Source organism: Alkalibacillus haloalkaliphilus (genome assembly GCF_007991275.1).
GTDB classification, from domain to species: domain Bacteria; phylum Bacillota; class Bacilli; order Bacillales; family Alkalibacillaceae; genus Alkalibacillus; species Alkalibacillus haloalkaliphilus.
Genome location: NZ_BJYA01000003.1, coordinates 49247 through 73717 on the forward strand (window position 1 = coordinate 49247; position 24471 = coordinate 73717).

Genomic DNA, 24471 nt, shown 5'->3' on the forward strand with positions numbered 1-24471 from the left:
GATCATTCCACCCTCATCACAGTTTCGGAAGTCAATTCTAACGAGTCTTCCATAAGTGCATTTTGCATTAAGGCTGTTAAAGGCGTTATAAAGCTTACCTCATAACTTATCGTTACAGTTGCATACTCTCCAGAATCCCTCTCTACTTCAGGTGTCAATTCAATGTGATCTTCACTAATACCTACACCTACCGCAGCACCAATTGTTTTTTCAATGATATAGTCATTGTCTGCACCTAAGCTCGCAATTCGCGCACCTTCACGACTCGCGTGCTCTAATGCTAGATTCATATATAAAACTCTGCCAAAATCCATAATGCCAAACAATAAAATTGCGAGCAGTGTAAAGGTCAGTGCGAACTCGACAAGCCCTTGCCCTTTTTGGGATTTAATCATAGTTAGATGCCTCCCCAAAACATCACGATAAACGTACCCAATACTATTGGTACGCCGTATGGGATAGAAATATGTTTTTTCCTAGGTTCAGTCGCTAGTTGTTGTTTATAAATTAATTTGAAGTAAATTCTTTTAAAGAAAGGAAATAACGTTCTGTTTTTTAACATTAAAAATATAGAAATGATTCCACCTATTAAAGCTGTAAGCAAAAATGCGTAAAAAACAAATTGTGCTCCCATCAAAGCACCGATCGCCGCCATTAGTTTAACGTCACCAGCACCAATACCACCTAGCAGAAACGGGATTAATAAAATTGTAAAACCTACTAAAAGTCCTATTAAACTAAAAGTTAAACCTTCTAATCCGTTAATGTATGTATGATAGCCAATTCCAAGCAACATAGCCGGAAAAGTGATTATATTTAATATCTTGCGTGAAAGTATATCCGTAATAAGTGTTATTGTTAAAACTAATATTAAAAATGAATGTATTAACACAATCTCACCCCTAAAAAGAAAGAATGATGATTCCGTGTTAACGGAATCATCAACCACTAATTATTCTTCTGGAAGTTCACTCTCGTCTCCACCAAGTTCCCCAAAAATATCACCGAACAGAGCTTGTAACTCTGAACCAACTAGAGTTAGAGTTACGATAGCCACAACCGAAACCAACCCAATAATCAAGCCATACTCCACCATACCTTGTCCTTCTTCTTCTACTAGTAATGCTTTGAACTTTTCTAACATCTTAAATTCCTCCCCCAAATTTTATATATAAAAGATCGATTGTATTCTATGATTGACTTAATACTTATGTAATTATAGGAATCGATCCTTCATAACTAACTCCAATCTTTTTAAAGAACGTATTGTTCTTTATATTGAACTTACGTTTAGTATAGACGTAATTCTACATTTTGAAAACTCGTAAAAAAGCTTACACATTCGTTAAATCAGTTAAAATCTGTTCTCTATAAAGAATATTAATGCTTTCCTTAAATTTTCGAACTATTTCTCCTTTTTCTTCTATTATTCTCTCAAATTACAAAAAACTTATATTTCACTAATAGTTAAATAGTATGATTTTTAAGATTGGAGAAGAACTGAAACATCATACTTTAGTCCTTTGAGCAATAAAAAATCACTACTCCTATACAGGAATAGTGATCATAATTTATTCTTGCTCTATTAATTCCGCTGTCACAATATATCGTTCTGGTGCGGATCCTACGAAATCAAATGGATAACATGTGACAAGTGTTAAAGTTGCTTCTTCTGTCGGTACGATGACCGTTCGATCGTCTTCATCAACGATTCTTGTTTCCGTCAACTCATATACAAAAAGACCTGCTTCTGTTTCTACTTCAATTAAGTCACCTTTTTCTAATTCACCTAACCCGACAAAAACGGTATCACGATGTCCAGCTAGCACGCTGTTATCAGAGGTGCCAGGTAGTACGCTTTGCTCAAAATGACCGACACCGCGTGATAGTTCTTCTTCTCCAGACCCGTGTATAATCGGCAATTCATAATCTAATTTAGAAATAGTTAATTTCCCAAAAACATCACCATTATTTGGGACATTATTATATAAGCTTTGAGTGTTTTTCTCTCCCTCATCTTCAACTTTGGCTTCTTCAGTTTGTTCACCTAACTGCTCGACTACAAGTTGATCTTCAGTCGAAGTCGTTCGTTCTTGTTGCAATTGTTCCCATTCATCTAACGATTCGTTAACTTTTGCATCACCGTTAATAATGTGCATGACTGAAAAGCCTACTAAAAAAAATGAGAGAAAGAAGATGACACTGGCTACCCATAAGGAAACCTTCTTTCTCATCTACTTTCACCTCATATTAATTAATATTATGCAGTTGTAAATGGTCGTAACTTAAATAACAAATAACCACCAGAAGCTAATAGCAGTGCAATGCTTATCGCTAATAAGTTATACCATGGTGTTGATGTTTCAGGTAATTCGCCACCATCAACAGTTGATGCTACAGCAGTTGTCTCTTCTTGTTCTTCATCTGCTTCATCACCGTCTCCAGATGTATCAGGCAATTGCTTTTCATCTTCTTCAGACGCGTCATCGTCGTCACGTTGTTCTTCGTCTGAGCTATCGCCATCTTCACGGTCACCGTCATCCGTTCCATTATCTAAATCTTCGTCTTGATCTCCATCTTCTTCATTTCCATCATCATCTTGACCGTTTTCTTCATCTTCGTCTGAACCGTTTCCGTTCTCACCGTCTTCACCATTATCATTGTCTTCTTCTTCGCTTCCATCATCATCTTGGCCATTTTCGTCTTCTTCATTTCCGTTATCGTCGCCATTATCTGACCCGTTCTCATCACCATTTTCATCTTCATCAGATCCATTTTCATCGCCATTCTCATCTTCATCGTCGGATCCGTTTTCATCACCGTTTTCGCCATTGTCTTCCTCACCATTACCAGGCTCTTCTTCCTCTTCTGTTATATCGAACTTAAAGTTTTTAGATTTAGCTACATTACGCGTGAATGTATCGTCCTTACTTAACAACAATTTATAAACGCCACCTTGGTTAGGCGTTTCATCAGGATATCCACCTAATAATTCATAAAGGTTGTAGCCTGAGAAATCTCCCCCATCTGACACTACAATACCTGCATCGGGACTCGTGCCTAAGTCTTCTTTTTCACTAGGAGAAGTTACCCTTACGTAGTATTTCCCCGGTTGTAACTGGTGCCCCTTTACGTAAATATCTTTAAAATCATCAAACTGAGGTTCATGTCCTGGCTTTTCATCACCGGCATCATCTGTTAATTGTACAGTTCCCGTGTTACCTTGACCGCCATCCCCATGATTCCCTGCAAAAGTTCCAATACTAAAACTAAATGAAATACATAATACTGATAACGCAATGATCATCCATTTCAACGGTTTGGATTTAATCATCGTATCTCACCCTCTCACCCAATTGTTTTAGTTCTGTTCTTTATATAGAACCAACTTTAGTATATGTTCTCATGCAATCTTTTCAAAACACTAAAATGGGTGAGATAAGTCTAAATACAGGTGTTTCATTCGTTATAAAGCACTAAAGCTACACATTTCTTATATTTACTAACGCTTGCTTCTGTTTACGTTCTTAATAAAGAACAAACAACACACCTTTACTCTATTCACATAAAAATATCCCCTCTGATAACCCAGAGAGGATACTAATTAACCTGTTATTCAATTATAAACAGTTGCGTCCAGTAACTGTTCTGTTCGCCACCTTGTGCATAGCCGACACCTAAATGTGTGACGTTTTCATTTAATATGTTGGCTCGATGGCCATCACTGTTCATCCAACCTCCCACAACTTCCTCTGCTGTCTTTTGCCCTGCAGCAATGTTTTCGGCTGAGCCGTTGTTTTCAATCTCATAATGCTCAATCATTTCATAAGGTGCCCCGTAAGTTGGTGACTCATGTGCGACGTAATTTTGATCGCGCATATCTTCTGATTTGATGCGAGCAACTTCAGCTAATTTCTCGTGTGGTGCTAATCGACTGAGGCCATTTTCTTCTCGTATTTCATTAACCATATCAAAAACTAATTGTTCCATTTCATTAGGATCTTGTTCTATTGGATGATCAATAAAATATATCGTCCAGTAATGGCCATATTGACCGCCACTAACATAACCAATTCCAACATGGGTAAAGTCTTGGTCATATAGGTATGTTGTGAAATTGCCGTCATTTAATTGTTCGAATACACGTTCAGGGTCTTGAACACCGGCTGATAAACTTGCTGCTAGTGAGTAATATGGAACATCATGTGACTTAATTATGTCACTTGCACTACCATAGTTAGGTGATTCCATATCGAAATACCCGTGATCTCGCATGTCGGCTGATTTCTGTTCAGCAGCTTCACTTAAATGAGACAGTTGGTCGAACTCATTCATGCTTTGTAATTGACGCTCTTCATTCATAATATTAAATAACTGCTCAACCAATTGCTCATCTGAAATGGATTCATCTACTTCATGATTTTCTGACTCACTTATAACAGTATCATCATCCGATTCATCGTGTGATTGATTAACATGTGAATCATCAAAGTCGACGAGTAACTCAATTGGTTGCTTTTCTAATGGATGCTGGTTAATTGATTCATTTGCGCTTGCTTGCATCATCGTTGGCTGCCTGTCCAGTAAATTAGGAAATGCATAAAAAATTAGTAACCCGAACACAATTGTTAACAAAAACACTCCAATAATAGGTTTCTTCACCTTGTTTATCCTCCCACCAAGCAACATGATTTATTTTATTTGTCAGTAACTCAACTATTTTATGTATATTTTATTCCCAATAATTCACGATAAGAATGTGTGTATTCAAAAAGGAGTGATGATTATGGAACATTCAGAAGAAATGGAAGACTTTTTCCACGATGCATTACTGCATTACAAAGAAGGTACGAATGCCTTTAAAGACAAACTACCCAAAATAACTCAAGGCTACTTTGACTTTACTGAAGCTGCTTTTGCAGATGGGACCATTGACAAAAAACATAAACAGCTTATGGCACTAAGTGTTAGCATTTATGCGCAAGATGAATATTGTATCATCTATCATATGAAAGGTGCCGTTGAAAATGGTGCCTCTGAAGATGAAGTGCTAGAAGCGATTGGGGTTAGCGCTGCTTTAGGTGGTGGTGCAGCATTTGCTCAAGGTGTAACACTAGCAAAGGACGCCTATGAGTATTACTCAAGTAACAAATAAGTTAACAATCCCTCACAATTTGTGAGGGATTTTAATTATGTAAGTTATACTCTTGATTGATCTTGGAATTCAATCTGCTTATGGGACCCATCACAAAATGGCTTATTACTTGAAGCACCACAACGGCATAAAGAGAATGCTGGCTTCGTTTCGTATTCATTACCTTCAGCATCTAATAACGTTACATCACCTTTAACTAAAATCGAACCATTATCTCTAACTTGAATGATTGGCTTTTGTTCGCTCATTATTCATGCTCCCCCTTATATGTAATCTTAATTAATCATATCACGGTTTTGAACTTTTTTAAATATTAATTAAGTTTACATAATATTGTTATGGTAATCTAATTAATATTTCTGAAAATAACATTGTCTCATACACTATATTATAGTAAATTTAATTATAGAATTTAATAAAGGGAGATTTGTATGAGTAAAGACAATAAAACGAAGTATAAAAAGCCGTTTTCTATTGGTTTGACGATTTTAGGAGCAATTTATATTTTTCTTTATTTAATACCAATGCACTCGGTTGAACCTAAAGCATTCTTTGAAAATGACCGCCCAATGGTCATCGCCCACCAAGGTGGTGAACATTTAAAGCCTTCATCAACGATGGCTGCGTTTGAAAATGCGGTTGAGCTCGGTGTTGATGTGCTTGAGACAGATCTACATATTTCAAAAGATGGGTACTTAATTAATATACACGATCCATCTGTTGATCGAACGACAGATGGTACTGGTGATGTAGCAGACTTAACTTTAGAGGAACTTAAACAACTTGATGCTGGTCATTACTTTGAAGATGAACAAGGTAATCACCCTTATCGTGGACAAGGGCTCGAACTCATTACTGTTGAAGAAATGTTTGAAGCATTTCCAGACGAGCGCTTCATTATAGAAATTAAGGATACGAACCCAAGTGAGCGAAATGATGAAATAATCGAGCGGCTAATCATGTTAATTGATCGTTTCGACATGCAAGAACAAGTATTAATTGCTTCTTTTGATCAAGACATTATTGAATCTTTTCAACAACAAGATCCACATGATTTAGCTGTTGCTGGTGGTAGAAGCGAAATTCGTAATTTTGTCGTCACCCATAAAATTTTCTTAAGAAACTTATACAATCCAAGTGTTGATGCTGTACTAATTCCGACAAATGAGAGTGGTTTTGATTTAACGACGAATGATGTTATTAGTGGTGCAGATCGACTGGGCTTACATGTATCTTATTGGACAATCAATGATCGAGATGAAATGAAAAGGTTACTTGAAGCTGGTGCAGATGGCATTATTACTGATCGACCAGATTTGACTTTAGAGGTGTTAGATGAACTAGGTTATTAATAAGAAGCGGGAGCGATGCAATCATCACTCCCGCTTCTTTATTATTCGATTGATTCAAAAAATTCCTTACTTAACTCGACTGTATAGCCGCTTCCACCTAAGTCTTCTACATTTTCAATCATTAAACTTAGTACCATATTGGGATTTGCTTGATCATAAGAAACGAAAATACCATTTTGCGCACCATCTTCATCATCATGGCTTGCTTTAAGTTCAGCAGTTCCTGTCTTTCCTGCCATCTCTCTTCCTTCAATGTCAATGTCTGTTGCTGTTCCTTCTGCGACAACATTTCTTAACGTATCTTGTAAAATACCATTTTCTTCATCTTCAACGATCGACTCGAACCAAACGTCCTCTGATTCATCTAATAGTAAACGAGGTTCCATATAAACACCGTCATTTGCTACACCAGCATATAGTGCGGCTAAATGCGTATTGTTAATTAACACTTCACCTTGGCCGAACGATGAATCTGCAATTTGCCCTTCTGAACCAAAACTACCAGAGTTTGAAATTTGTGAAGTCGTAACTGGATAAGCGAAAGGTAAAGACTCGCCAAACCCTAAAGTTTCTAAACCGTCTTTAAACGCTTCTCCTCCAATGTCTAAACCTAACATCGCGAAATAAATGTTGTCAGAGTACTTCATCGCAACGTCTAAGTCAACCTCTGTATGTTGGTCGTTAACACGTGTGACATGGTAATCATCCCAACTATCTTTCTGCCATTGCAGACCTTCAATTTCTTTGACTTCATCAGGGTCTAAAACTCCCGTTTGGAACCCAACAACTGACGTGAATAACTTCATAGTTGAGCCTGGTGAATAAGTTGAAGAGAAACGATTAATCGTCGGTAAATTCTCATCACTCATTAACTCTTCATATTGTGAATTTGTCATTCCTAAGACGAACTGATTTGGGTCAAACGTAGGGAAACTTAATATACTTAAGACATCTCCTGAAGCTGGATCCATAACCGTTGCTGTTCCTGCATCACCATCAACTATTCGGAAAAGCTGTTCTTGCATTTCCATATCAATTGTTAATTGAACATCTTCTCCATCTTGGGCTTCTTGTTCAGCGACTGTGTAAGTTGAACCATCTTGTTTATTAATGTAAATTTCTGCCCCGTTTTGACCTCTTAATTTTGATTCATATAATTGTTCTAATCCGCGCTTACCAACACGATCAGATGATGTATACCCTTCACCTTCTAATTGTTCCAACTCTTCAGCTGAGATTGGTGCAATATATCCCGTTAAGTGAGCAGCTGCTTCTGCAAAAGGATATACACGATCTTCAATAACTCGTGTTGTAACTCCACTAATAGCCGTCGATTCTGACACCATCTCATCATCAGTTAATTGAATATTTCTAATAGGTACAAAGTGCTCTGGTTGTACCCAGCTTTGATTTATTTTGTTTTCGATATATTCTTCAGTTAACTTTAAAGAGTCAGCCAAAGTGCTTAAGTCAGACTCATCGAAATTTTGTGGCGTAATGCCGACTTCATAAACCTCACCAACCGTTGCTAAAGCAAGTTCATTACGGTCGAGTATATCGCCACGTTTTGCTGTCAATGTGCGGTAACTTACCTCTTCTTCTTTCTCAAGGTTTGGTAGGATAAACTCAGGATGCCATTCTACTAACCAGCGTTCATCAAATTCTTCGTCATTGTCTTCACTTTCTATTGTTAAGTTTTCCAACGTTACATCTAAATCATACTCAACAGTACCAGCCAATGTGTCAAATGACACTTCAAGTGGTAAAGTATAGGTTTCTAATTCTTCTAACTCGTCGACCTCTTCCTCATCTAAGTCTTCTCTTAAAATTTGAAATGATAGGTTGTTGATCCTTAACGCATCATATAAATGTTCGTATCGTTCTACGAAGTCTTCATGAGAAAACGTTTCACGACTTTGTTCCGTAATGTGGTTGCTATATAGTTCTTCAAATTGCCCACTCTCCCAAAGAGATATGTAATTAGACAACTCATCATATGGTGTAATCACTTCTTCTTCGTCATCACCGAAACAACCGACTAAAAGAAACGTTAAGCCAAGTAATAAAATCACTAACTTCTTCACTTAGCACTCCCCCCTCTATACTAATTATATAATAAGTTCTTCCAAAAATTAAATCTCCGAATTCGATCCGGAGATTTAATTTCATTTTATCGGTAATTATTAAGTACATTTTGCAATTTCAAAGCGTAAGTTAAGTCCCCTTTTGCTTTAATTTTACCCATCATAAAAGCTGAAGTCGCATTTAAAGTGCCATCTAACAACTTTTCAAAATTACTTGCGTTCATTCTTAATAAGCAATCAGCATCCTCTAGTAGAGACTCTGATAGTTCAACTTGTTCAGGTGATACTTTTACACCCCACTCCAAGTGATCTTCATCTGTAATGTCAAAAGAATAAGTCGCTTGTAACCCGTTTAATCCACTAGAGTCCTCGTTCATTTTCGTGACTAACGTCTTTAACTTTTCTTCAATAGCCATATAAACTCCCCCTATTTGTTTCTATCTATTATTTTATCAAAAAAGTAATGTAATAGAAGGAATTTTTTAAAAATTAGTTTTAAATTATAGTGCGTGGGAATTATATAATTAAGAGGTGATTAGATGCTTTGGACAATTATAACGGTCATATTAATCATTTGGTTAATAGGTTTAGTCCTAGAAATTGCTGGTGGTCTCATTCATTTATTACTCGTAATCGCTGGTATTATTTTTATTTATCAATTACTAACTGGAAAACGTAGCTTATAACGGCTAACTTTATGTTAGTCGTTATTTTAATATCGTTTACTTCCCAAAATGATTGTCGATTGCTATAATCGATTACAGTAATAAAGGAGTTGATAAACGATGAGTCAATTAAAGCGCGCGACTTTTGCCGGTGGCTGCTTTTGGTGTATGGTTAAGCCTTTTGATCAATGGGACGGTGTCCACAGTGTCGTATCAGGTTATACAGGTGGACATGTCGACCAACCAACATATGAGCAAGTTAAGCAAGGAACAACAGGCCATTATGAAGCGGTTGAAATTACATATGATCCAAATAAAATGGCTTATGAAACAATACTAGAATTGTATTGGCAACAAGTTGACCCGACTGACCCAGATGGCCAATTTCACGATCGAGGGCCGCAATATCGCACTGCGATTTTTTACCATGATGATGAACAAAAACAACTAGCTGAGCAAAGTAAACAACAGTTAGAAGCATCTGGAAAGTTTAACGCACCTATTGTCACTGAAGTCTTACCTGCCGCAACGTTCTATCCTGCAGAAGAGTATCACCAAGATTATTATCGTAAAAATCCTAATGAATATAAAGAAGACCGTGAAAAATCAGGTCGAGATGAATTTATCGACCAACATTGGTCATAAGAAAAGCCCCAGTTTAGTCATGTTTCTAAACTGGGGCTTAAATATTATTTCAAGTAACGATCGAACCATCCTACAATATGATTCAATCTTTCAATTCTTAAGTTCGGCTTACCTGTGCGTGATAAGTTGTGATCTGACTTTGGAAAGCGTACAAATTCTGTTTCTTTCTTTTGATATTTTAAGGCGATATATAGCTGTTCTGCTTGTTCAATTGGACAGCGAAAATCTAGCTCATTATGAATAATTTTAAGTGGCGTTTCCATCTGATCGACATAAGCAATTGGCGAATGCTTCCACATTTTATCAAGGTCACTAAAGTCAGCCTTGATCTGCCAGTCGTTAAAGTAATAACCAATATCACTTACACCGCGGAAACTGATCCAATTTGAAATACTTCGTTGCGTGACAGCGGCCTTGAACCGGTTCGTATGGCCTACAATCCAATTCGTCATAAAGCCACCATAACTACCTCCAGTAACGCCTAGACGGTTTTCATCGATCCAGTCGTATTCATTTAAGACATAATCAACGCCATTCATTATGTCTAAATAGTCGCCATTACCGTAATCACCACGTACAGCATCAACAAACTCTTGACCATAACTATGACTTCCACGCGGGTTTACATATAATACAGCATAACCACTAGCTGCTAAATACTGCATTTCATGAAAGAACGAATTGCCGTAAAAAGCATGTGGTCCACCGTGAATATTAACGACCATTGGATACTTTTGACCGTCTTCGAATCCAGCTGGTTTCATGAACCAACCGTGCACTTGCCAATCATCTTTACTTTTATAACTGATCGGCTCTGGCTCAACTAACTCAACTTCATTCATAAATGATTCGTTGAACTGAGTTAATTGTTTAAGGTTACCATTCGTTAACTCAAGTTCGTATAATTCACTTGGATTTGTTGGTTTACTGATTGTCAGTAGTGCTGTTTGTTCATTCGGATTAATATCAAAACCGAAAACGTGTAAACGCTCATTAATAGCTGGATACAAACTACCGTCAATGTGACCATAATATAAGAGTACATTTCCTTGATTTGACACTGGAAGATAAAACTCTTCATTACTCGTCCAAATAACAGGCTTTAAGACGGGTTGTTGTTGTATATCTGCAACGATATAGTCACCAACTGGTGCATCAAAACCTTCTGTTAGACAAGCTGTTACACCAGAAGATATGTGATAAGCATACAATTCAGCATGTGTTGCATTTTCATATGTTCGTCCCATATGAGCAAACAGAAGGTGTTCACCATTTGGCGATACTGTAAAACCTGATGCATACCCTTCTTCTGTAAACAGTTTTAAATCTGTTTTAGACTTTAAATTGTAAATGTATGATTCATGATTAAAGTTAAAATCTTGATCGTTTGAATCATCTGTTGAATAGATGATTTGTGAATCATTTACCCACGTCTGGAAAATGAAGTTTTGTTCGCCTTGTTTAATTGTCTCAACGTCTTCACGATCAAAGTTAAACAGTTTAATGACTTGATACTTTTCCTCAACTACTCCTGCACCATCTGCTTTATATTTCATGCGATTAATAACAGTCGGCTTAAGTAGTTCATCATCTTGCTTCTCTTCATCATCATCTTGTTTATTTAAATCATCTTTCTTAACAGACGTTTGAAGCATAATGCGTTTACCGTCAGGAGAAAACTCTGCACGGCTAACACCAGCTTCTTCATCTGTTAGCTTCTGTGCTTCGCCGCCAAAGCGTGCGATCTTGTAAAGCTGATTTTTATCATCTCGATTTGATAAGAATATAATAGAGTTCCCATCTGGTGACCAACGGGGATTAGATACTTTACCGTCTCCAAACGTCCATTGGTTTACTTCGTTCGACTTTATGTCAAAGTGAAATAAGTTTGATACGTATTTGTTTTCTTTCTCGTTAAGTTCAGTTTTTATAAATAGAGCTTCTGAATAATCCGGTGAATACCTCGGATCTGATACTGAACTAATGTTAAAGAGATCTTCTGCTTTTACGTTACGTTTAGTTGTCATCGTCTCCCCCTACAAACATTACTTTTATAGTGCTAGCTCTTTATATCTTTATTAAACTAGCAATTATACTTATCATAAAATAATTTGTTAGAATTGTCGAATTAAATTGAAAATAAGCAGAGATTACGTGTTCGTCAATGTTTCTTTCACTTGCTTTAGTTTAGATTTTTGTGATTCATCTTGATAGATTGATTGTTTAGATGCAATCATCGACTCAACATGGCTAAGGTAAACTTCGATTTGATGTTGTTGATATGACACAAACTGGTCATTGTAGTGTGATTTGAAGACTTGTTCAAACTGGTGTACAACTTTTGCTAAATATTGATCAATTTGCTGTTCTAATTGAGTAAACAACTCTTTAATGCGATTTTGTTCAAAGAAGTCTTTTTTATTTTTATAGATTGAAACGAGTTCTTTAAGACTAATTTCATCACTTAAGTTAGTTAACTCAGGCATTTCTACTTGATCAATCACTTGTTCTTCAAAATATAGTTGATCGAACTCACTATCTTGTTCGACATCATTATTAATATCTTGAATGAACGTATTCGCAGCTGAGTTAAAATGATAATCTAATAAAATATTTGTTGAATGAAATTCTTTATTCAACTTTTGCTGAACTTCAATAAACAGTTGTTTGATAGCTGTCTTAAGTTCTTCTTGACCCTTACGACCATTTTGAGTAATTGTAGCTGGATTAATTGTATCTTTCATTAAGTCGATTAATTGGATATTCGTACGTTCACGAACGTAATGGATCAGTTCATCAACTTGTTGGTGAATGTGCTGTACGTATATCGTTGGTTCAATGGAATTCAACCGCTCATGAAGTCGTGCTAAGTCGTCTTTATATTGCGTAATTAAACGATCTTGTTCTTCTTCGTTTTGATCGATTTCATAAACTGTTTTCTCAACAAAAGACGTTAACGTTTCTATTTCTGCTTGTAAGTTATGAGCAATCATAACCTTAGCATCATGTTCGATAAAGTGATTAAATCGATTAAAAAACGCAATGGCATCCTCATCTTTCTCTTTAAGTTCTGGTTGTTCAATTAACTGCTTACTAGATATAGGATACGTTTGTGGATATTGGATTCCATATTGTTGTAATTGATCTTGTAAATAAGAAATGACCATTTGTAATTCATTGTCATTTTGAGCTAGGTCAGCAGCATTTAACACGAAGAACATCTTATCCATTGTAAATGCGCCTTTAACACGGCCTAACTGTTTCAAAAATTCACGGTCAGCTCTTGCAAAAGCATGGTTGTAATAATTGACATAAACTAATACGTCTGAATGTTTTACGTAATGCATTGATACATTCGTATGTCTCGCATGAATTGAGTCTGCCCCTGGTGTATCAACTAAAGTGACACCAGAACGCGTTAATTCACAATCGTAATAAATAATAATTTCATCAACGAAACACGACAGTCTTTCAACTGTTACATACTGCCTGAAATGGTGCAGGTCAACATGTTTTTCTTCACCTAATAATGGCTCACACTCTTCTAAACCAGCACTAAATGCTTCAATAAATGAAGCGTCCGTTTTCGAAAGTTGCTCCGTAAGTTTCTTATTATTTTTATTAATAAACTTACTTAAGGCGGTTAATGAACGAAATGGCTCATCTGTATACGGTGCTAAAATTTGATTAACTTGGTCAACAATCGCTTGTTCTGTCTTAAAAGTCACAATGACATCTTCATGATTGAACTGCTCATTAATCGGAGCGATCTTATTAATGGCTGCCGTTGTTGGATTTGGTGAAACAGGTAATACGTTAGCTCCGATCCAAGCATTTGCAAATGAAGACTTTCCTGCACTAAATGCTCCGAATAGGGCAACTGTATAAGTCATATTTTGGATTTGTTGTTGCTTTTGTTCGACTTGAACTCTATATTGATCAAGAATTGGGACATTAACAGTTTCTGCTAAAATTTCTTCAGCTCGATCAGTCGTCTCTGTGACAGACAACGTGTAGCTTGAGCTTACATTTTCTTCATCTTGATTTGCCTCTTCTACTTCATCATGTTTAGTCAACATTTCATCGACGTTAACTTGATGGCGTTGTTCAACTTTCGTCTGTAAAGCTTGCTCTACATGTTCATCAGTTGAACCCTCGCTTAATAAATTGCCTTTCATTGACGATTCAAACTGTTTCATTTCTTTAGAGCTTTCATGAGATTGCTGTGACTGACCTAATTGGTCTTCTAACTCACTTAACTGCTCCTTTAATGGAGGTAATTGTTGATCAATCAACGGTTGCAACGACTTATAAATGTCGTTTAAATCACTCGTCAACTGGTGCTTAACTCCGTTTGAAATTGATTTTTGTAGCGATTTTGTAAATAATAATACATAATCCCCATTTACTTCAGCTGATGGGTTTACATTATCAAGTAACAATTGTTCAGTTACGACGAACTCAAACTGTTGTAATTGTTGTTTTAAGTCGTGGTCTTGAACATCGTGCTCATCTAAAATAGATACTAAAAACTCTCTTACATGCCAATTGACTTGGGTTTTCACACGCTCATTTAAGTCAGTTAAAAATTGTTCAAGGCGACGTTCTTTCTCTTCTAAAGTTTTCTTTTTAGAAAATAACCCGCCAACTTTGAACTTTGGCTGTACAGACTCTAAGTATTCTTTAGCAAGCTCACGCATTTCGAAGGTCATTAAATACGCCTCGTCAACAATCTTACTAACTGACTTCATGTATGAAGCGTTAAATTGTTGGTTGTCTTTATTCAATACTTCTACACGATCTTTAATTTTGTCATACTCTTCTTCTATTTGTTTTAGCTCTTCTTTTGAAGTATGCTCCGTATAACTGCCATACTTCTTTTCGGCGATGACTTCAATTAAACTTTTAAGTTCCGTTTTAACTCGTTCTTCAACTATTTCTTCTTTACGATCAATAATTGTTTGTAAATGCTTCTGTAATTCATTCAACTGATTATGTGGATGTTGATCGTCCATTAATGAGGTGAACAATGTTAACTGAGGCGATAAGTTCCAGTTCTCACAACTTTCTTCTAACGCACGCTTATACTGATCCATCGTTAATTCGTCTTCATTATGCTTATCGACTTGGTTAACAACAATAATATAAGGGATTGATTTCTTTTCAAGCTGTTGTAAAAATTGAAAATTAACCTCTGACTGAACGTGGTTATAGTCTACAACATAAATAAAATAGTCAATAAGATGAACACGAGATAATGTACGGTCGAACTCTTCATCGTCAGCAGAATCGATTCCCGGAGTATCCATTAAAACTGTATTTTTAATAGCTGGTAATGGTTTTTGAATCGTAATTGAATCGACTTCTTGACCATTCCGAGACAGCTGTTGAATTTGGTTAATATTAATTTCTGAATCATTAGCAAATTGCTGTTCATTAAAATGATAAGTAACTTTAATCGGGCCGTTGTTAATCTCTACAATGTTAGCACTTGTCGGGATCGGACTAGAAGGTAATAGATCCTCTCCAACAAGAGCATTAATCATCGTTGATTTTCCAGCAGAAAAGTGGCCTGTGAAGCCAATGATAGAAGACTTTTCTGACCACTTTTCATAAAGATCGATTAACTTTTTCTTTTCACTTTCCAAACCAAGCTGTTGTATCTCTTTATAAATTAAATCAAAGTTAAAATCCTGTTTAACAATCGTTGTCATCTACTATTCCCCTAGCTTTTAATTGCTTGTTTAAATGTTTCATCAAAAACGGCTCTGTTTCTTCCCGATGCCTTTGCCTGATGTAGACAACGGTCAACACGTCTTAATAACTCATCTCGATCGTCAGATTCCTTCAATGACGCAATGCCATAACTTAATGTGACGTACTCATCACTTAAGTCTTCAATCATTTGGACATGTTCTGCGAAATAATTATTCCATCTTTCAATGTTTTGTTCGATTTTACTTCGTTTTTGACCGAACAAAATAATCGTAAATTCGTCGCCATTATAACGGAAAGTATAGCCTTCTCGTGGCTCAATCCAAAAGTCTAACGTACTTCCTAAAATAGCTAACACACGATCACCCATTTCATAACCGTACGTGTCATTTAACTGTTTGAAGTGATCAATATTTAATTTAATAAGGGTAAATTCTTTATCTTTTTCCACTAGTTTCGTTAACGTGTTTTGAAAAGAACGATGGTTATAAAGCCCTGACACATAATCTTTCATCGCTTCTTCTTTATAGTTGATATGGTCGATCGATGAGGCTTCTTTTCTTGATGATAACAAGTAAGCAAATACGCCAATTAAACTAATGAAAATGACATGAGCACCAAACAATAATAAATAAGAATTTATAAATAATTGCTCAAAATAATACGCAATAGCTGCGTAACTTCCTATAGCTAATAAAGTAGCTAACAACACTCCTTTAAAGTGCCATACTAACGCTACATGCATAAGCCAAACCAAATAAAGTGGCATAAACAAGCTACCGACTCCACCAGTTAAAACAATTAAAGCCGATATGAAAAAGAAGTCAAAGACTACGCCCAATTGAACGAAACGCAATTTAGCTTTCGTATAAGTATTTAACTTCCATAAAGCGATTTGGATGGCTAAGCTATATAAAGCTCCAACCCCCGCTATGTAAAGTAGTTCAAGCAACGTTAAATTGAACACTAACCCACTTGGCAATGTGAAATATAGAGCAATGATGGCAACGAGTATTAGCCACCGAGTAACAGAAAAAATTTGTGCTACATAATCATCCTTCTTATTGAGCATGTCCCATTCCCCTACTTTATAATGACGCCCTCTATATATGATGGTCGCATTATTTTATCGTTTTAAATTGTTGCAAAAAAGAGGCTGAATACTTAAATCCAGCCTCTTGTGACGTATTCGTTATTCTTGGAAGAACTTCCTATTTATTTCAATATATGCGTTCTCTTCTTCTGGAAGCTCGTCCTCATGATAAATAGCCTCTACTGGGCATACCGCTTCACATGCTCCACAATCGATACAAATATCTGGATCTATATAGAACATGTCTTTACCTTCTTCAATACAGTCAACCGGGCATACATCTACACACTCTGCAGCTTTCTCGTCCTTACAAGGTGATGAAATAATAAATGCCAAGGTAATCCCTCCTATAATAATAATGTTTACTGATATAATATCATTTATTTCGTAGAATAACCACGTGTATGTAGAAATTCTACCCATCATTATAATGACTTTTCATAAAATGTGCAAATTCACCAGTCCGTAATCATACAATTATGATGTAAGGGGGACGACTATAATGAGACTTAATCGAATCATTCATGATGAACGTTTTTATACATTTAGACAGTTTGAAGAAGACTTGTTCACTCTTCAAGCCACATACCCTCAGTTTGCGTTAAATACGATTGGGCATTCAATTATGGGAAGACCTATTTATGAGGTCGTTATTGGAAATGGTGATCAACACATTCATATAAATGGATCTTTCCACGCTCACGAGTCAATTACAACTAATGTGATCATGCGATTTATTAATGATTATTTACACGCTTTATCAACTAATGAACCGATCAGAGGCCATAATATGCACCACTTTTTTAACGAAATCACATTAAGTATCGTACCTATGGTTAACCCTGACGGCGTCGACCTCTTAAACAATGGCCTACCTGAAAACGAACGATTTCGTGAACTAGTATTAGACATTAATAATCAAAGTACGAATTTCGATCAATGGAAAGCGAATATAAGAGGAGTAGACTTAAACAACCAATACCCAGCCAATTGGGAAATTGAGCAGCGTAGAAAACCAAAGCAACCCGCACCTCGAGACTTCCCTGGTTACGGTCCTTTAACTGAGCCAGAAGCGTTAGCTATTTACGATTTAACTTTAATGAAAGATTTTGACCGTGTATTAGCGCTTCACACACAAGGAGAAATCATTTTTTGGGGTTATGAAGGATTAGAGCCTCCAATTTCTCGTGATATAGCACAAGAGTATGGTCGTGTCAGTGGTTATCGCCCGATTCAATATGTAGACAGTCATGCTGGTTATAAAGACTGGTTTATTCAAGATTTTAGAAGGCCTGGTTTTACATTAGAGTTAGGCCAAGGTGTGAACCCATTACCGATTACTGATTTAGACCATATATACGAAGAAACACTTGGTATCTTTTTAGCGAATATATATGTTTAAAGATAAGTTTAACTTTAATCACCGCTCCATCAAAATGCTTCGCTTTTACCCACAGGGCACAAGTGCAACATCTGCTCAAACTCCCTACGGTCGTTTGTCGCAGTGTTTTCTATGCAGGGGCGGCTGGTGAGCCAAGCTACTACTTCGAGTGACTTCCTTGCGCTTTGCACCGAGGAAGCCTACTTCGAAGCTTAGCTAGAAGACGCAGGTGCATCCTGGGGTCTCACCCAGGCCTTTGCTCCCATGACGACCTGGACGGTCTAATGTCGGCGTTGGTCACAGGACGTGACCGTTTTTAGCCGACCAGGAGTCTACGCATTTTGATTCCGCTAATTAACTGCATAACTAACAAACAACTAAGTAACAATATGACTTCTTAAAATCCCAGTTTGGTTTGTTTAGTCTAAACTAGGCCTTTCACCAGCTTTACACTTCTTCAAAGTATTCTTTATAAAATCCGCCCATTTTGCCTGAGTCATCAATTACGAAATAAAATTCCTCTGATTCATTTTTTACATCATATGTCTTCTCTGTTGTTAACACATTGTTGACTGTAAACTTTTTAGCATCAGTGTGAACACACTTAATTTGTTTTATCGTTTCGTTGTTTTCCCACGTTTTATGGATCATCTTAACACCTTCCTAAAATATTTAATCAAACGTTTGATTAACTTTTGTTATTCAAACAATTGAATATATTTTCCATACCCTTCTTCTTCTAATCGTTCTTTTGGAATGAACTTAAGTGCTGCAGAGTTAATACAGTAACGCATACCACCTTGATCAGCCGGGCCATCGTCAAATAGATGCCCTAAGTGAGAATCAGCGTACTGACTTCTTACCTCTATTCGACGCATACCATGAGACGTATCTAGGTCTTCTTCTAAAGGCGCAATGGGTTTTGTAAAGCTTGGCCAACCACACCCTGCGTCATATTTATCTTGGGAAGAAAACAGTGGCTCTCCACTAACGATATCGACATATATTCCTTCGCCTTCATGATCCCAATATTCATTTCTAAAAGGAGGTTCAGTTGCATCTTCCTGAGTTACTTTATATTGCATTTCAGAAAGGTTTTGACGTAAAGCTTCTAAATCTTTGTCTTCTGACCAGTGATCTTTAATAAACCCTTGCCTGCCAGAGCCCTTTTTATAAAGCTTATAATGGAACGGATTTTTCTTATAATAATCTTGGTGGCCTTCTTCAGCTCGGTAAAATGTAGTAGCCTCACGAATTTCCACAACTATAGGGTCTTTAAACTTACCACTTTCTTCTAAAGACTGTTTTGATTGTTCAGCTAATTGCTTTTGCTGTTCATTGTGATAAAAAATTGCTGGCTTGTACGACTCACCGCGATCATTAAATTGACCTCCCGCATCTGTCGGGTCAATTTGTTGCCAGAACAGTTCTAGTAGCTGGTCATATGGAAAAACGTCCTCGTCAAATGTGATTTGGACAGCTTCCAAATGACCAGTCGTATTAGAACACACTTCTTCATATGTCGGATTAGTTGTATGTCCACCTGTATAACCAGATACAACTTCATAAATTCCTGGTCGGCGGTCAAATGGTTCAACCATGCACCAGAAGCACCCTCCAGCAAATGTAGCTTGACTTAATTTCGTACTCATCGAATCACTCCTATGAGACATCTAAATGTATAACTTTGGTTGAGGTAAGCCTTTCGGTTGATGTTTTGATTTCGATGGGATTTTAACTTCTTCTTTTGATTGTACTGCCACGTCCTCCTCATCGAGCATCTTCATTATTTGGTCTTCATCCAATTTATGATCATCAGCCGTTTGCTCTTTTCCTTCATCCTCTTCCATCATTAATTTTACCATATCAATGAACATCGGTGCATTCTTTATAAGTGGACCATACTGTTTCCATAAAGGTAGTACTTGTTGAACCATACCTAAACCTTTCTGAATATGATTTAAAGTGTCGTGGAAATTATGATATTTAGACGCCGTCATTTGAAAAGGGGCATGTGGTGTGTGTATTGGTGCTTTACCACCTGGACCTTTAAGTTTGGTTAACAACTGCTGAACAATGTTAGGTCTTTGAAAACCTTGATGCCTTGTAGGTTGGTGAAACCCATGCTGTGGCGCTTGTTGACTCCGATAATCATGATGCTGCCGTACAGGATACATACTTATTCCTCCTTCATTCAACTATTATAATGTACGGGATAAATGCGTATCCTGTATAGGCTAATGCTAATAACACCAATTAACGGGCGCTTGCCCATGCTCAGTTAAGGCTTGATTCACTTGACTAAATGGTTTACTTCCAAAAAAACCTCTATACGCAGATAGCGGACTTGGGTGAGGAGCATGTACGATTGTATGACGCTCATCGATCATCGCCTTATTTTTATAAGCTTGTTTTCCCCATAGAACAAAAACTACATGGTCCTTCTCTTCACTTACAATTTTTATAACTGATTTTGTGAATTCATCCCAATGTAACGAATGATGTGCATTTGCTTCACCTTTTTTAACAGTTAATGAAGTATTCAAAAGTAACACACCTTGATTTGCCCAATGAGTAAGATCACCATGTTCTGGATAACAGCCGCAATCTGATTCTAATTCTTTAAAGATATTTTTTAATGATGGAGGGAGTGCTTGGTCTTTATGTACTGAAAAGCTTAATCCATTCGCTTGCCCTTCACCATGATAGGGGTCTTGACCTACGATCACAACTTTAGTTTCTGAAAATGGAGTTTGGTTAAACGCGTTAAACATTTCTGAATAAGGTGGGTAAACCGTTTCTTGTTCATAACGCGCTTTCACATTTTTAATTAAACTATTAAAGTAAGGTTGTTTGAATTGTTCTGTTAATACTTCATTCCAATCGTTTTTAATCTCCATTCTTAAACCTCCCTAAAAATAAATTCAAGACATTTATACAAGTCTCATTATGATAGCCTATACACACGCACACAAGGGTGCATAAGTTAACAGTGAAAACAAAACAGGGCTAAGGAGTGATTCTTTTATGAGTAAAGGTTATTACGGAGGCGGTTTCACTTTAATTGTTGTTCTATTCATTCTACTAATCATTGTAGGTAGCTCTTACGCTTGCTAATTGAGCTAAACGAAGAACGATAAGTTAATCCGCTTACTTTCACCAATACCAAATAGACAAAAAGCCAGGCGAACTTTCACCTGGCTTTTTGTCATATTGAATTCTCTTTATAATCATCCCATAATTCATCAAACGTTTTTAAAGCGTTTGGAAATGGTACTTGCATTTCTAAATACCTTGTAATCTCATCATAACTGACTGATTGTTTTGGAAAATCATGATCATGAAACATCCAGTCGGCTAACTGTTTTCGTTCATCTTGTTTATTTTTGACTCCACGATATTGCATCGCAAAGTGATAAAAAGACTTCATTTGAACACCTGCTTCTATAATTCTTCATCAGATTGTTGGTTCAACTCTTCTAACTTTTTCATCCGTTTACGATAAACGATTCCTGACGTAATTATAGCGAGCTCATATAGAAAGATCAACGGAGCTGCTACTACTAACTGTAAAATAAAGTCAGGTGGTGATAACATCGTTCCAATAACGACAAGAATTAAATAAGCGAACTTTCTCGTCTTCTTCATAAAAGCTGGTGTTAAAATACCTAAACTCGTTAAAAACATCGCAATTAGCGGAACTTCGAAAAAGAAAGCAAAAGGTACTGTTATTTGAAGAATAAATTTAAAGTAATTATTTACAGTAAACATTTCATTTACTAAACCGTCACTTAAGTTTAGTAAAAAGTTTAATACTAAATCTTTTATGATGAAATAACCAAACGCTAAACCTAATATAAACAAAATAAAAATTGCGGGAATATATAGTAAACTTACCCTTTTTTCATGCTTTGTTAACCCTGGTTTTATAAATAGCCATAACTGAAACGCTAGAAATGGCACAGTTATAATTAAACCAACCATTGTTCCGATAATGACATAGACCCAAATAATATCAAAAGGGCTTAAAACTGTTAGTTGAAATGGGACGTCATTTGCAATATATAAGTATATTTCTTCACGAAAATAAAAACCAACACCAAATGATAACGCAAAGACAATGAAACTCCAGAAAAAACGTTTCCTTAGTTCACCTAAGTGCTCTGTCCAATCCATTTCATTTTGGCTAATTTGTTGGTCATTTGCCATCTCGTTCACCCTCTTACATTAACCAAGTTCATATTTTTTAAGTAAAAGTTCCATAAAAGAAGATGTAAGGGGCTCCCTTACATCTTAATCATGCAAGCTTATTGATTGTTCGAATCTGAGTTGTTTTTCTTTGAACTAGAATCATTTGAGTCCTCTGAAATTAAACCGTTCGTTGCCTTTTTAAATTCCTTTAAAGAAGAGCCGAACGCTTTTCCAATCTCAGGTAACTTTGATGGGCCAAATACTAGTAACAGAACAAGTACAATTAATATTAATCCCGGTAAACCGATGCTGCCAATGCCCATAATATCACTCCAATACTTAGACGTTATTGATGATCAATTGTCTTTTTCGATTGATCATCTTGATCTGATGTTAATTCATTAGTTGACTTTTTGAATTCTTTTAACGTTTGCCCTAAAGCTTGCCCTAACTCAGGTAGCTTTTTCGGACCGAATATAATTAATAGGATTAAAATAATTAATATTAACCCTGGAACTCCGATTGTCATCTAAACACCTACCATTCGTAGACTAGTCCTTACATTATTGTCGCTTATTTATCCTGTTTTTGCAAATATTAATGCATTCTGTTACAAAATGTTCACTTATTTACGCGACGGTATACTAAAAACGTATGATCATGTTTGTTCTTCTCATCTAGTTCTCCTAATTGTTCACTTACTAATGTCCAATCATCCCAATTGATCGTTGGAAAATAAGTGTCACCGTCAAATGATTCATATATTTTAGTAATATACATAAAATCCACTTGGTTTAAAGCATCTTTAAACAATTCTGAACCACCGATAATGAAAACTTCTTCTTCACCTTTCACTAATGGAGGTAACTCTTCCCAATGATGAACAACTGAACACCCTTCTTGAGTGTACTGTTCATTCCGCGTCATGATGATGTTATGACGGTTCGGTAATGGTCGTCCTATTGATTCAAACGTTTTTCGCCCCATAACAATTGGCGAGCCTGATGTTACTTTTTTAAAGTATTTTAAATCGTTAGGTAAATGCCAAGGCATATCATTATTTAAACCAATGACTTGATTGTCATCCATCGCTACGATTAATGAAAGTTTCATTCTCTACCTCCTAAACCGCAACTGGTGCCTTAATAGCAGGGTGCGGATTGTATCCTTCTACAGACAAATCATCAACTTCATAATCAAAAATTGACTGCTTCTCACTATTAAGTTTAAGTGTTGGGAACTGTTTCATATCACGGCTAAGTTGTTCATTAACTTGATCAAAATGATTATGATAAATATGCGCATCACCAAACGTGTGAACGAACTCACCTACTTCAAGTCCACATTCATGTGCAATTAAATGCGTTAATAGCGCGTAGCTTGCGATATTAAATGGAACACCTAGAAAAATATCACCGCTTCTTTGATAAAGCTGACACGACAATTTACCATCTTGCACATAAAATTGAAACAGCGTATGACAAGGTGGCAAGGCCATTGTCGGTATGTCCTCTGGGTTCCAAGCTGACACAATAAGTCTTCTTGAATTAGGGTTATTCTTAATATCGTGGATCACTTGCTGTATCTGGTCGATTGTTTCACCTTTTGAATCTTGCCAATGACGCCACTGTTTACCGTAAACATCACCGAGATGTCCGAACTCTTCAGCAAACTGATCGTCCTCCAAAATTCTCTTCTTAAATTGATCCATCTGTTCTTGATATTGTGCGTTAAATTGTTCATCTTGTAACGATCGGACTCCAAAATCAGTCATGTCAGGCCCGTCATATTGATCACTTTCAACCCAATTTTTAAAAGCCCACTCATTCCAAATGTTATTGTTATGTTGTAATAAGTAACGGATGTTTGTATCGCCTTTAATAAACCACAGCAGCTCACTAACGATTAATTTAAATGGGACTCGCTTTGTCGTTAATAAAGGAAAACCTTCTTGTAAGTTAAATCTCATTTGGTGTCCAAAAATTGATCTCGTTCCAACACCTGTACGATCACCCCGGTCACTACCATATTCAAGTACATGTCGACATAAGTTTAAATAGCCTTGCTCATTGACATTATCCATACTATTTCACCCCTATAATTTTTTCGTAACATTTTTGTAATTCATAGTTTTAAAAATCAGCACATATATTTCGAACAGATAACAATGAAATGAAAAGGTGTTGGTAA

29 protein-coding genes are annotated in these 24471 nt (G+C 36.4%); 6 read left to right on the forward strand and 23 right to left on the reverse strand.

Annotation, left to right across the window (positions count from 1 at the left end; genetic code table 11):
* Positions 1 to 2: 2 nt before the first annotated feature.
* From AHA02nite_RS04250 to AHA02nite_RS04275, 6 genes are all read right to left on the reverse strand, one after another.
* Positions 3 to 395, reverse strand: coding sequence for a TadE/TadG family type IV pilus assembly protein (locus tag AHA02nite_RS04250; protein ID WP_146814718.1), 393 nt, complete (start codon positions 393 to 395; stop codon positions 3 to 5).
* A gap of 2 nt (positions 396 to 397) precedes the next feature.
* A complete protein-coding gene (locus AHA02nite_RS04255) occupies positions 398 to 892 on the reverse strand; it encodes an A24 family peptidase (RefSeq protein ID WP_146814720.1) in 495 nt (164 codons plus the stop codon).
* A gap of 60 nt (positions 893 to 952) precedes the next feature.
* Positions 953 to 1144 (reverse strand): Flp family type IVb pilin, encoded by a 192-nt coding sequence (locus tag AHA02nite_RS04260; protein ID WP_146814722.1) that lies wholly within the window; start codon positions 1142 to 1144, stop codon positions 953 to 955.
* Positions 1145 to 1571: 427 nt separating this feature from the next.
* A complete protein-coding gene (locus AHA02nite_RS04265; protein WP_246118811.1) occupies positions 1572 to 2234 on the reverse strand; it encodes a class D sortase in 663 nt (220 codons plus the stop codon).
* A 26-nt stretch (positions 2235 to 2260) separates the two neighbouring features.
* Complete coding sequence (locus AHA02nite_RS04270) at positions 2261 to 3334, reverse strand: ICP22 family protein (protein ID WP_146814723.1); 1074 nt, start codon at positions 3332 to 3334, stop codon at positions 2261 to 2263.
* 278 nt (positions 3335 to 3612) lie between these two features.
* Positions 3613 to 4662, reverse strand: a complete 1050-nt coding sequence (locus tag AHA02nite_RS04275; RefSeq protein ID WP_170235966.1) for a CAP domain-containing protein — start codon at positions 4660 to 4662, stop codon at positions 3613 to 3615.
* A gap of 124 nt (positions 4663 to 4786) precedes the next feature.
* On the opposite strand from AHA02nite_RS04275, the gene AHA02nite_RS04280 reads away from it, so the two are divergent.
* Positions 4787 to 5155: a carboxymuconolactone decarboxylase family protein gene (locus AHA02nite_RS04280; protein WP_146814727.1), complete on the forward strand. Its 369-nt coding sequence runs from the start codon at positions 4787 to 4789 to the stop codon at positions 5153 to 5155.
* A 44-nt stretch (positions 5156 to 5199) separates the two neighbouring features.
* Here the strand turns inward: AHA02nite_RS04280 and AHA02nite_RS04285 are convergent, their stop codons facing one another.
* A complete protein-coding gene (locus AHA02nite_RS04285) occupies positions 5200 to 5403 on the reverse strand; it encodes a CDGSH iron-sulfur domain-containing protein (protein WP_146814730.1) in 204 nt (67 codons plus the stop codon).
* Between the two features lie 183 nt (positions 5404 to 5586).
* Here AHA02nite_RS04285 and AHA02nite_RS04290 point away from each other — a divergent pair, with 183 nt between their 5' ends.
* The gene (locus AHA02nite_RS04290) at positions 5587 to 6507 is read left to right on the forward strand and encodes a glycerophosphodiester phosphodiesterase (RefSeq protein ID WP_146814732.1); all 921 of its coding nucleotides are present in this window, start codon (positions 5587 to 5589) and stop codon (positions 6505 to 6507) included.
* Between the two features lie 41 nt (positions 6508 to 6548).
* On the opposite strand, the gene AHA02nite_RS04295 is transcribed toward AHA02nite_RS04290, so the two are convergent.
* Both AHA02nite_RS04295 and AHA02nite_RS04300 read right to left on the reverse strand, forming a co-directional pair.
* Positions 6549 to 8591: a penicillin-binding transpeptidase domain-containing protein gene (locus AHA02nite_RS04295; RefSeq protein WP_146814734.1), complete on the reverse strand. Its 2043-nt coding sequence runs from the start codon at positions 8589 to 8591 to the stop codon at positions 6549 to 6551.
* Positions 8592 to 8677: 86 nt separating this feature from the next.
* A complete protein-coding gene (locus AHA02nite_RS04300) occupies positions 8678 to 9007 on the reverse strand; it encodes an SCP2 sterol-binding domain-containing protein (protein ID WP_146814736.1) in 330 nt (109 codons plus the stop codon).
* Between the two features lie 123 nt (positions 9008 to 9130).
* Between AHA02nite_RS04300 and AHA02nite_RS04305 the strand changes: the two genes are divergently transcribed.
* On the forward strand, positions 9131 to 9277 hold the full coding sequence (locus AHA02nite_RS04305) for a lmo0937 family membrane protein (protein WP_146814737.1): 147 nt from the start codon (positions 9131 to 9133) through the stop codon (positions 9275 to 9277).
* Between the two features lie 99 nt (positions 9278 to 9376).
* Positions 9377 to 9901, forward strand: a complete 525-nt coding sequence (msrA, locus tag AHA02nite_RS04310; RefSeq protein ID WP_146814740.1) for a peptide-methionine (S)-S-oxide reductase MsrA — start codon at positions 9377 to 9379, stop codon at positions 9899 to 9901.
* 44 nt (positions 9902 to 9945) lie between these two features.
* Here the strand turns inward: msrA (AHA02nite_RS04310) and AHA02nite_RS04315 are convergent, their stop codons facing one another.
* From AHA02nite_RS04315 to AHA02nite_RS04330, 4 genes are all read right to left on the reverse strand, one after another.
* Positions 9946 to 11928: a S9 family peptidase gene (locus AHA02nite_RS04315; protein ID WP_146814743.1), complete on the reverse strand. Its 1983-nt coding sequence runs from the start codon at positions 11926 to 11928 to the stop codon at positions 9946 to 9948.
* 123 nt (positions 11929 to 12051) lie between these two features.
* Complete coding sequence (locus AHA02nite_RS04320; RefSeq protein WP_146814745.1) at positions 12052 to 15615, reverse strand: dynamin family protein; 3564 nt, start codon at positions 15613 to 15615, stop codon at positions 12052 to 12054.
* Positions 15616 to 15626: 11 nt separating this feature from the next.
* Positions 15627 to 16688, reverse strand: a complete 1062-nt coding sequence (locus AHA02nite_RS04325) for a GGDEF domain-containing protein (protein ID WP_146814747.1) — start codon at positions 16686 to 16688, stop codon at positions 15627 to 15629.
* A gap of 120 nt (positions 16689 to 16808) precedes the next feature.
* Positions 16809 to 17045, reverse strand: a complete 237-nt coding sequence (locus AHA02nite_RS04330) for an indolepyruvate ferredoxin oxidoreductase subunit alpha (RefSeq protein WP_017187309.1) — start codon at positions 17043 to 17045, stop codon at positions 16809 to 16811.
* A gap of 166 nt (positions 17046 to 17211) precedes the next feature.
* Here AHA02nite_RS04330 and AHA02nite_RS04335 point away from each other — a divergent pair, with 166 nt between their 5' ends.
* The gene (locus tag AHA02nite_RS04335; protein WP_146814749.1) at positions 17212 to 18111 is read left to right on the forward strand and encodes a M14 family metallopeptidase; all 900 of its coding nucleotides are present in this window, start codon (positions 17212 to 17214) and stop codon (positions 18109 to 18111) included.
* A gap of 426 nt (positions 18112 to 18537) precedes the next feature.
* Here the strand turns inward: AHA02nite_RS04335 and AHA02nite_RS04340 are convergent, their stop codons facing one another.
* From AHA02nite_RS04340 to AHA02nite_RS04355, 4 genes are all read right to left on the reverse strand, one after another.
* Positions 18538 to 18741: a DUF6501 family protein gene (locus AHA02nite_RS04340; protein ID WP_146814751.1), complete on the reverse strand. Its 204-nt coding sequence runs from the start codon at positions 18739 to 18741 to the stop codon at positions 18538 to 18540.
* A 47-nt stretch (positions 18742 to 18788) separates the two neighbouring features.
* Positions 18789 to 19742 (reverse strand): peptide-methionine (S)-S-oxide reductase MsrA, encoded by a 954-nt coding sequence (gene msrA, locus AHA02nite_RS04345; protein WP_146814753.1) that lies wholly within the window; start codon positions 19740 to 19742, stop codon positions 18789 to 18791.
* Between the two features lie 21 nt (positions 19743 to 19763).
* Complete coding sequence (gene vrrA, locus AHA02nite_RS04350) at positions 19764 to 20267, reverse strand: VrrA/YqfQ family protein (protein ID WP_146814755.1); 504 nt, start codon at positions 20265 to 20267, stop codon at positions 19764 to 19766.
* A gap of 66 nt (positions 20268 to 20333) precedes the next feature.
* Entirely contained in the window at positions 20334 to 20990 is a 657-nt protein-coding gene (locus AHA02nite_RS04355) for a uracil-DNA glycosylase (RefSeq protein ID WP_146814757.1), read from the reverse strand.
* A 127-nt stretch (positions 20991 to 21117) separates the two neighbouring features.
* On the opposite strand from AHA02nite_RS04355, the gene AHA02nite_RS04360 reads away from it, so the two are divergent.
* Complete coding sequence (locus AHA02nite_RS04360; RefSeq protein WP_083834301.1) at positions 21118 to 21207, forward strand: YjcZ family sporulation protein; 90 nt, start codon at positions 21118 to 21120, stop codon at positions 21205 to 21207.
* Between the two features lie 91 nt (positions 21208 to 21298).
* Here AHA02nite_RS04360 and AHA02nite_RS04365 read toward each other — a convergent pair whose 3' ends face one another.
* The 6 genes from AHA02nite_RS04365 to AHA02nite_RS04390 form a co-directional block, all read right to left on the reverse strand.
* Positions 21299 to 21520 (reverse strand): YozE family protein, encoded by a 222-nt coding sequence (locus tag AHA02nite_RS04365; RefSeq protein ID WP_146814759.1) that lies wholly within the window; start codon positions 21518 to 21520, stop codon positions 21299 to 21301.
* 14 nt (positions 21521 to 21534) lie between these two features.
* Positions 21535 to 22299, reverse strand: coding sequence for a twin-arginine translocase subunit TatC (tatC, locus tag AHA02nite_RS04370; RefSeq protein ID WP_146814760.1), 765 nt, complete (start codon positions 22297 to 22299; stop codon positions 21535 to 21537).
* A gap of 98 nt (positions 22300 to 22397) precedes the next feature.
* Positions 22398 to 22604, reverse strand: coding sequence for a twin-arginine translocase TatA/TatE family subunit (tatA, locus tag AHA02nite_RS04375; RefSeq protein WP_017187150.1), 207 nt, complete (start codon positions 22602 to 22604; stop codon positions 22398 to 22400).
* A 23-nt stretch (positions 22605 to 22627) separates the two neighbouring features.
* Complete coding sequence (tatA, locus tag AHA02nite_RS04380; protein ID WP_146814762.1) at positions 22628 to 22810, reverse strand: twin-arginine translocase TatA/TatE family subunit; 183 nt, start codon at positions 22808 to 22810, stop codon at positions 22628 to 22630.
* Between the two features lie 92 nt (positions 22811 to 22902).
* Positions 22903 to 23394, reverse strand: a complete 492-nt coding sequence (locus tag AHA02nite_RS04385) for a dihydrofolate reductase (RefSeq protein ID WP_146814764.1) — start codon at positions 23392 to 23394, stop codon at positions 22903 to 22905.
* 10 nt (positions 23395 to 23404) lie between these two features.
* Positions 23405 to 24364 (reverse strand): thymidylate synthase, encoded by a 960-nt coding sequence (locus AHA02nite_RS04390; RefSeq protein WP_146814765.1) that lies wholly within the window; start codon positions 24362 to 24364, stop codon positions 23405 to 23407.
* Positions 24365 to 24471: the final 107 nt, after the last annotated feature.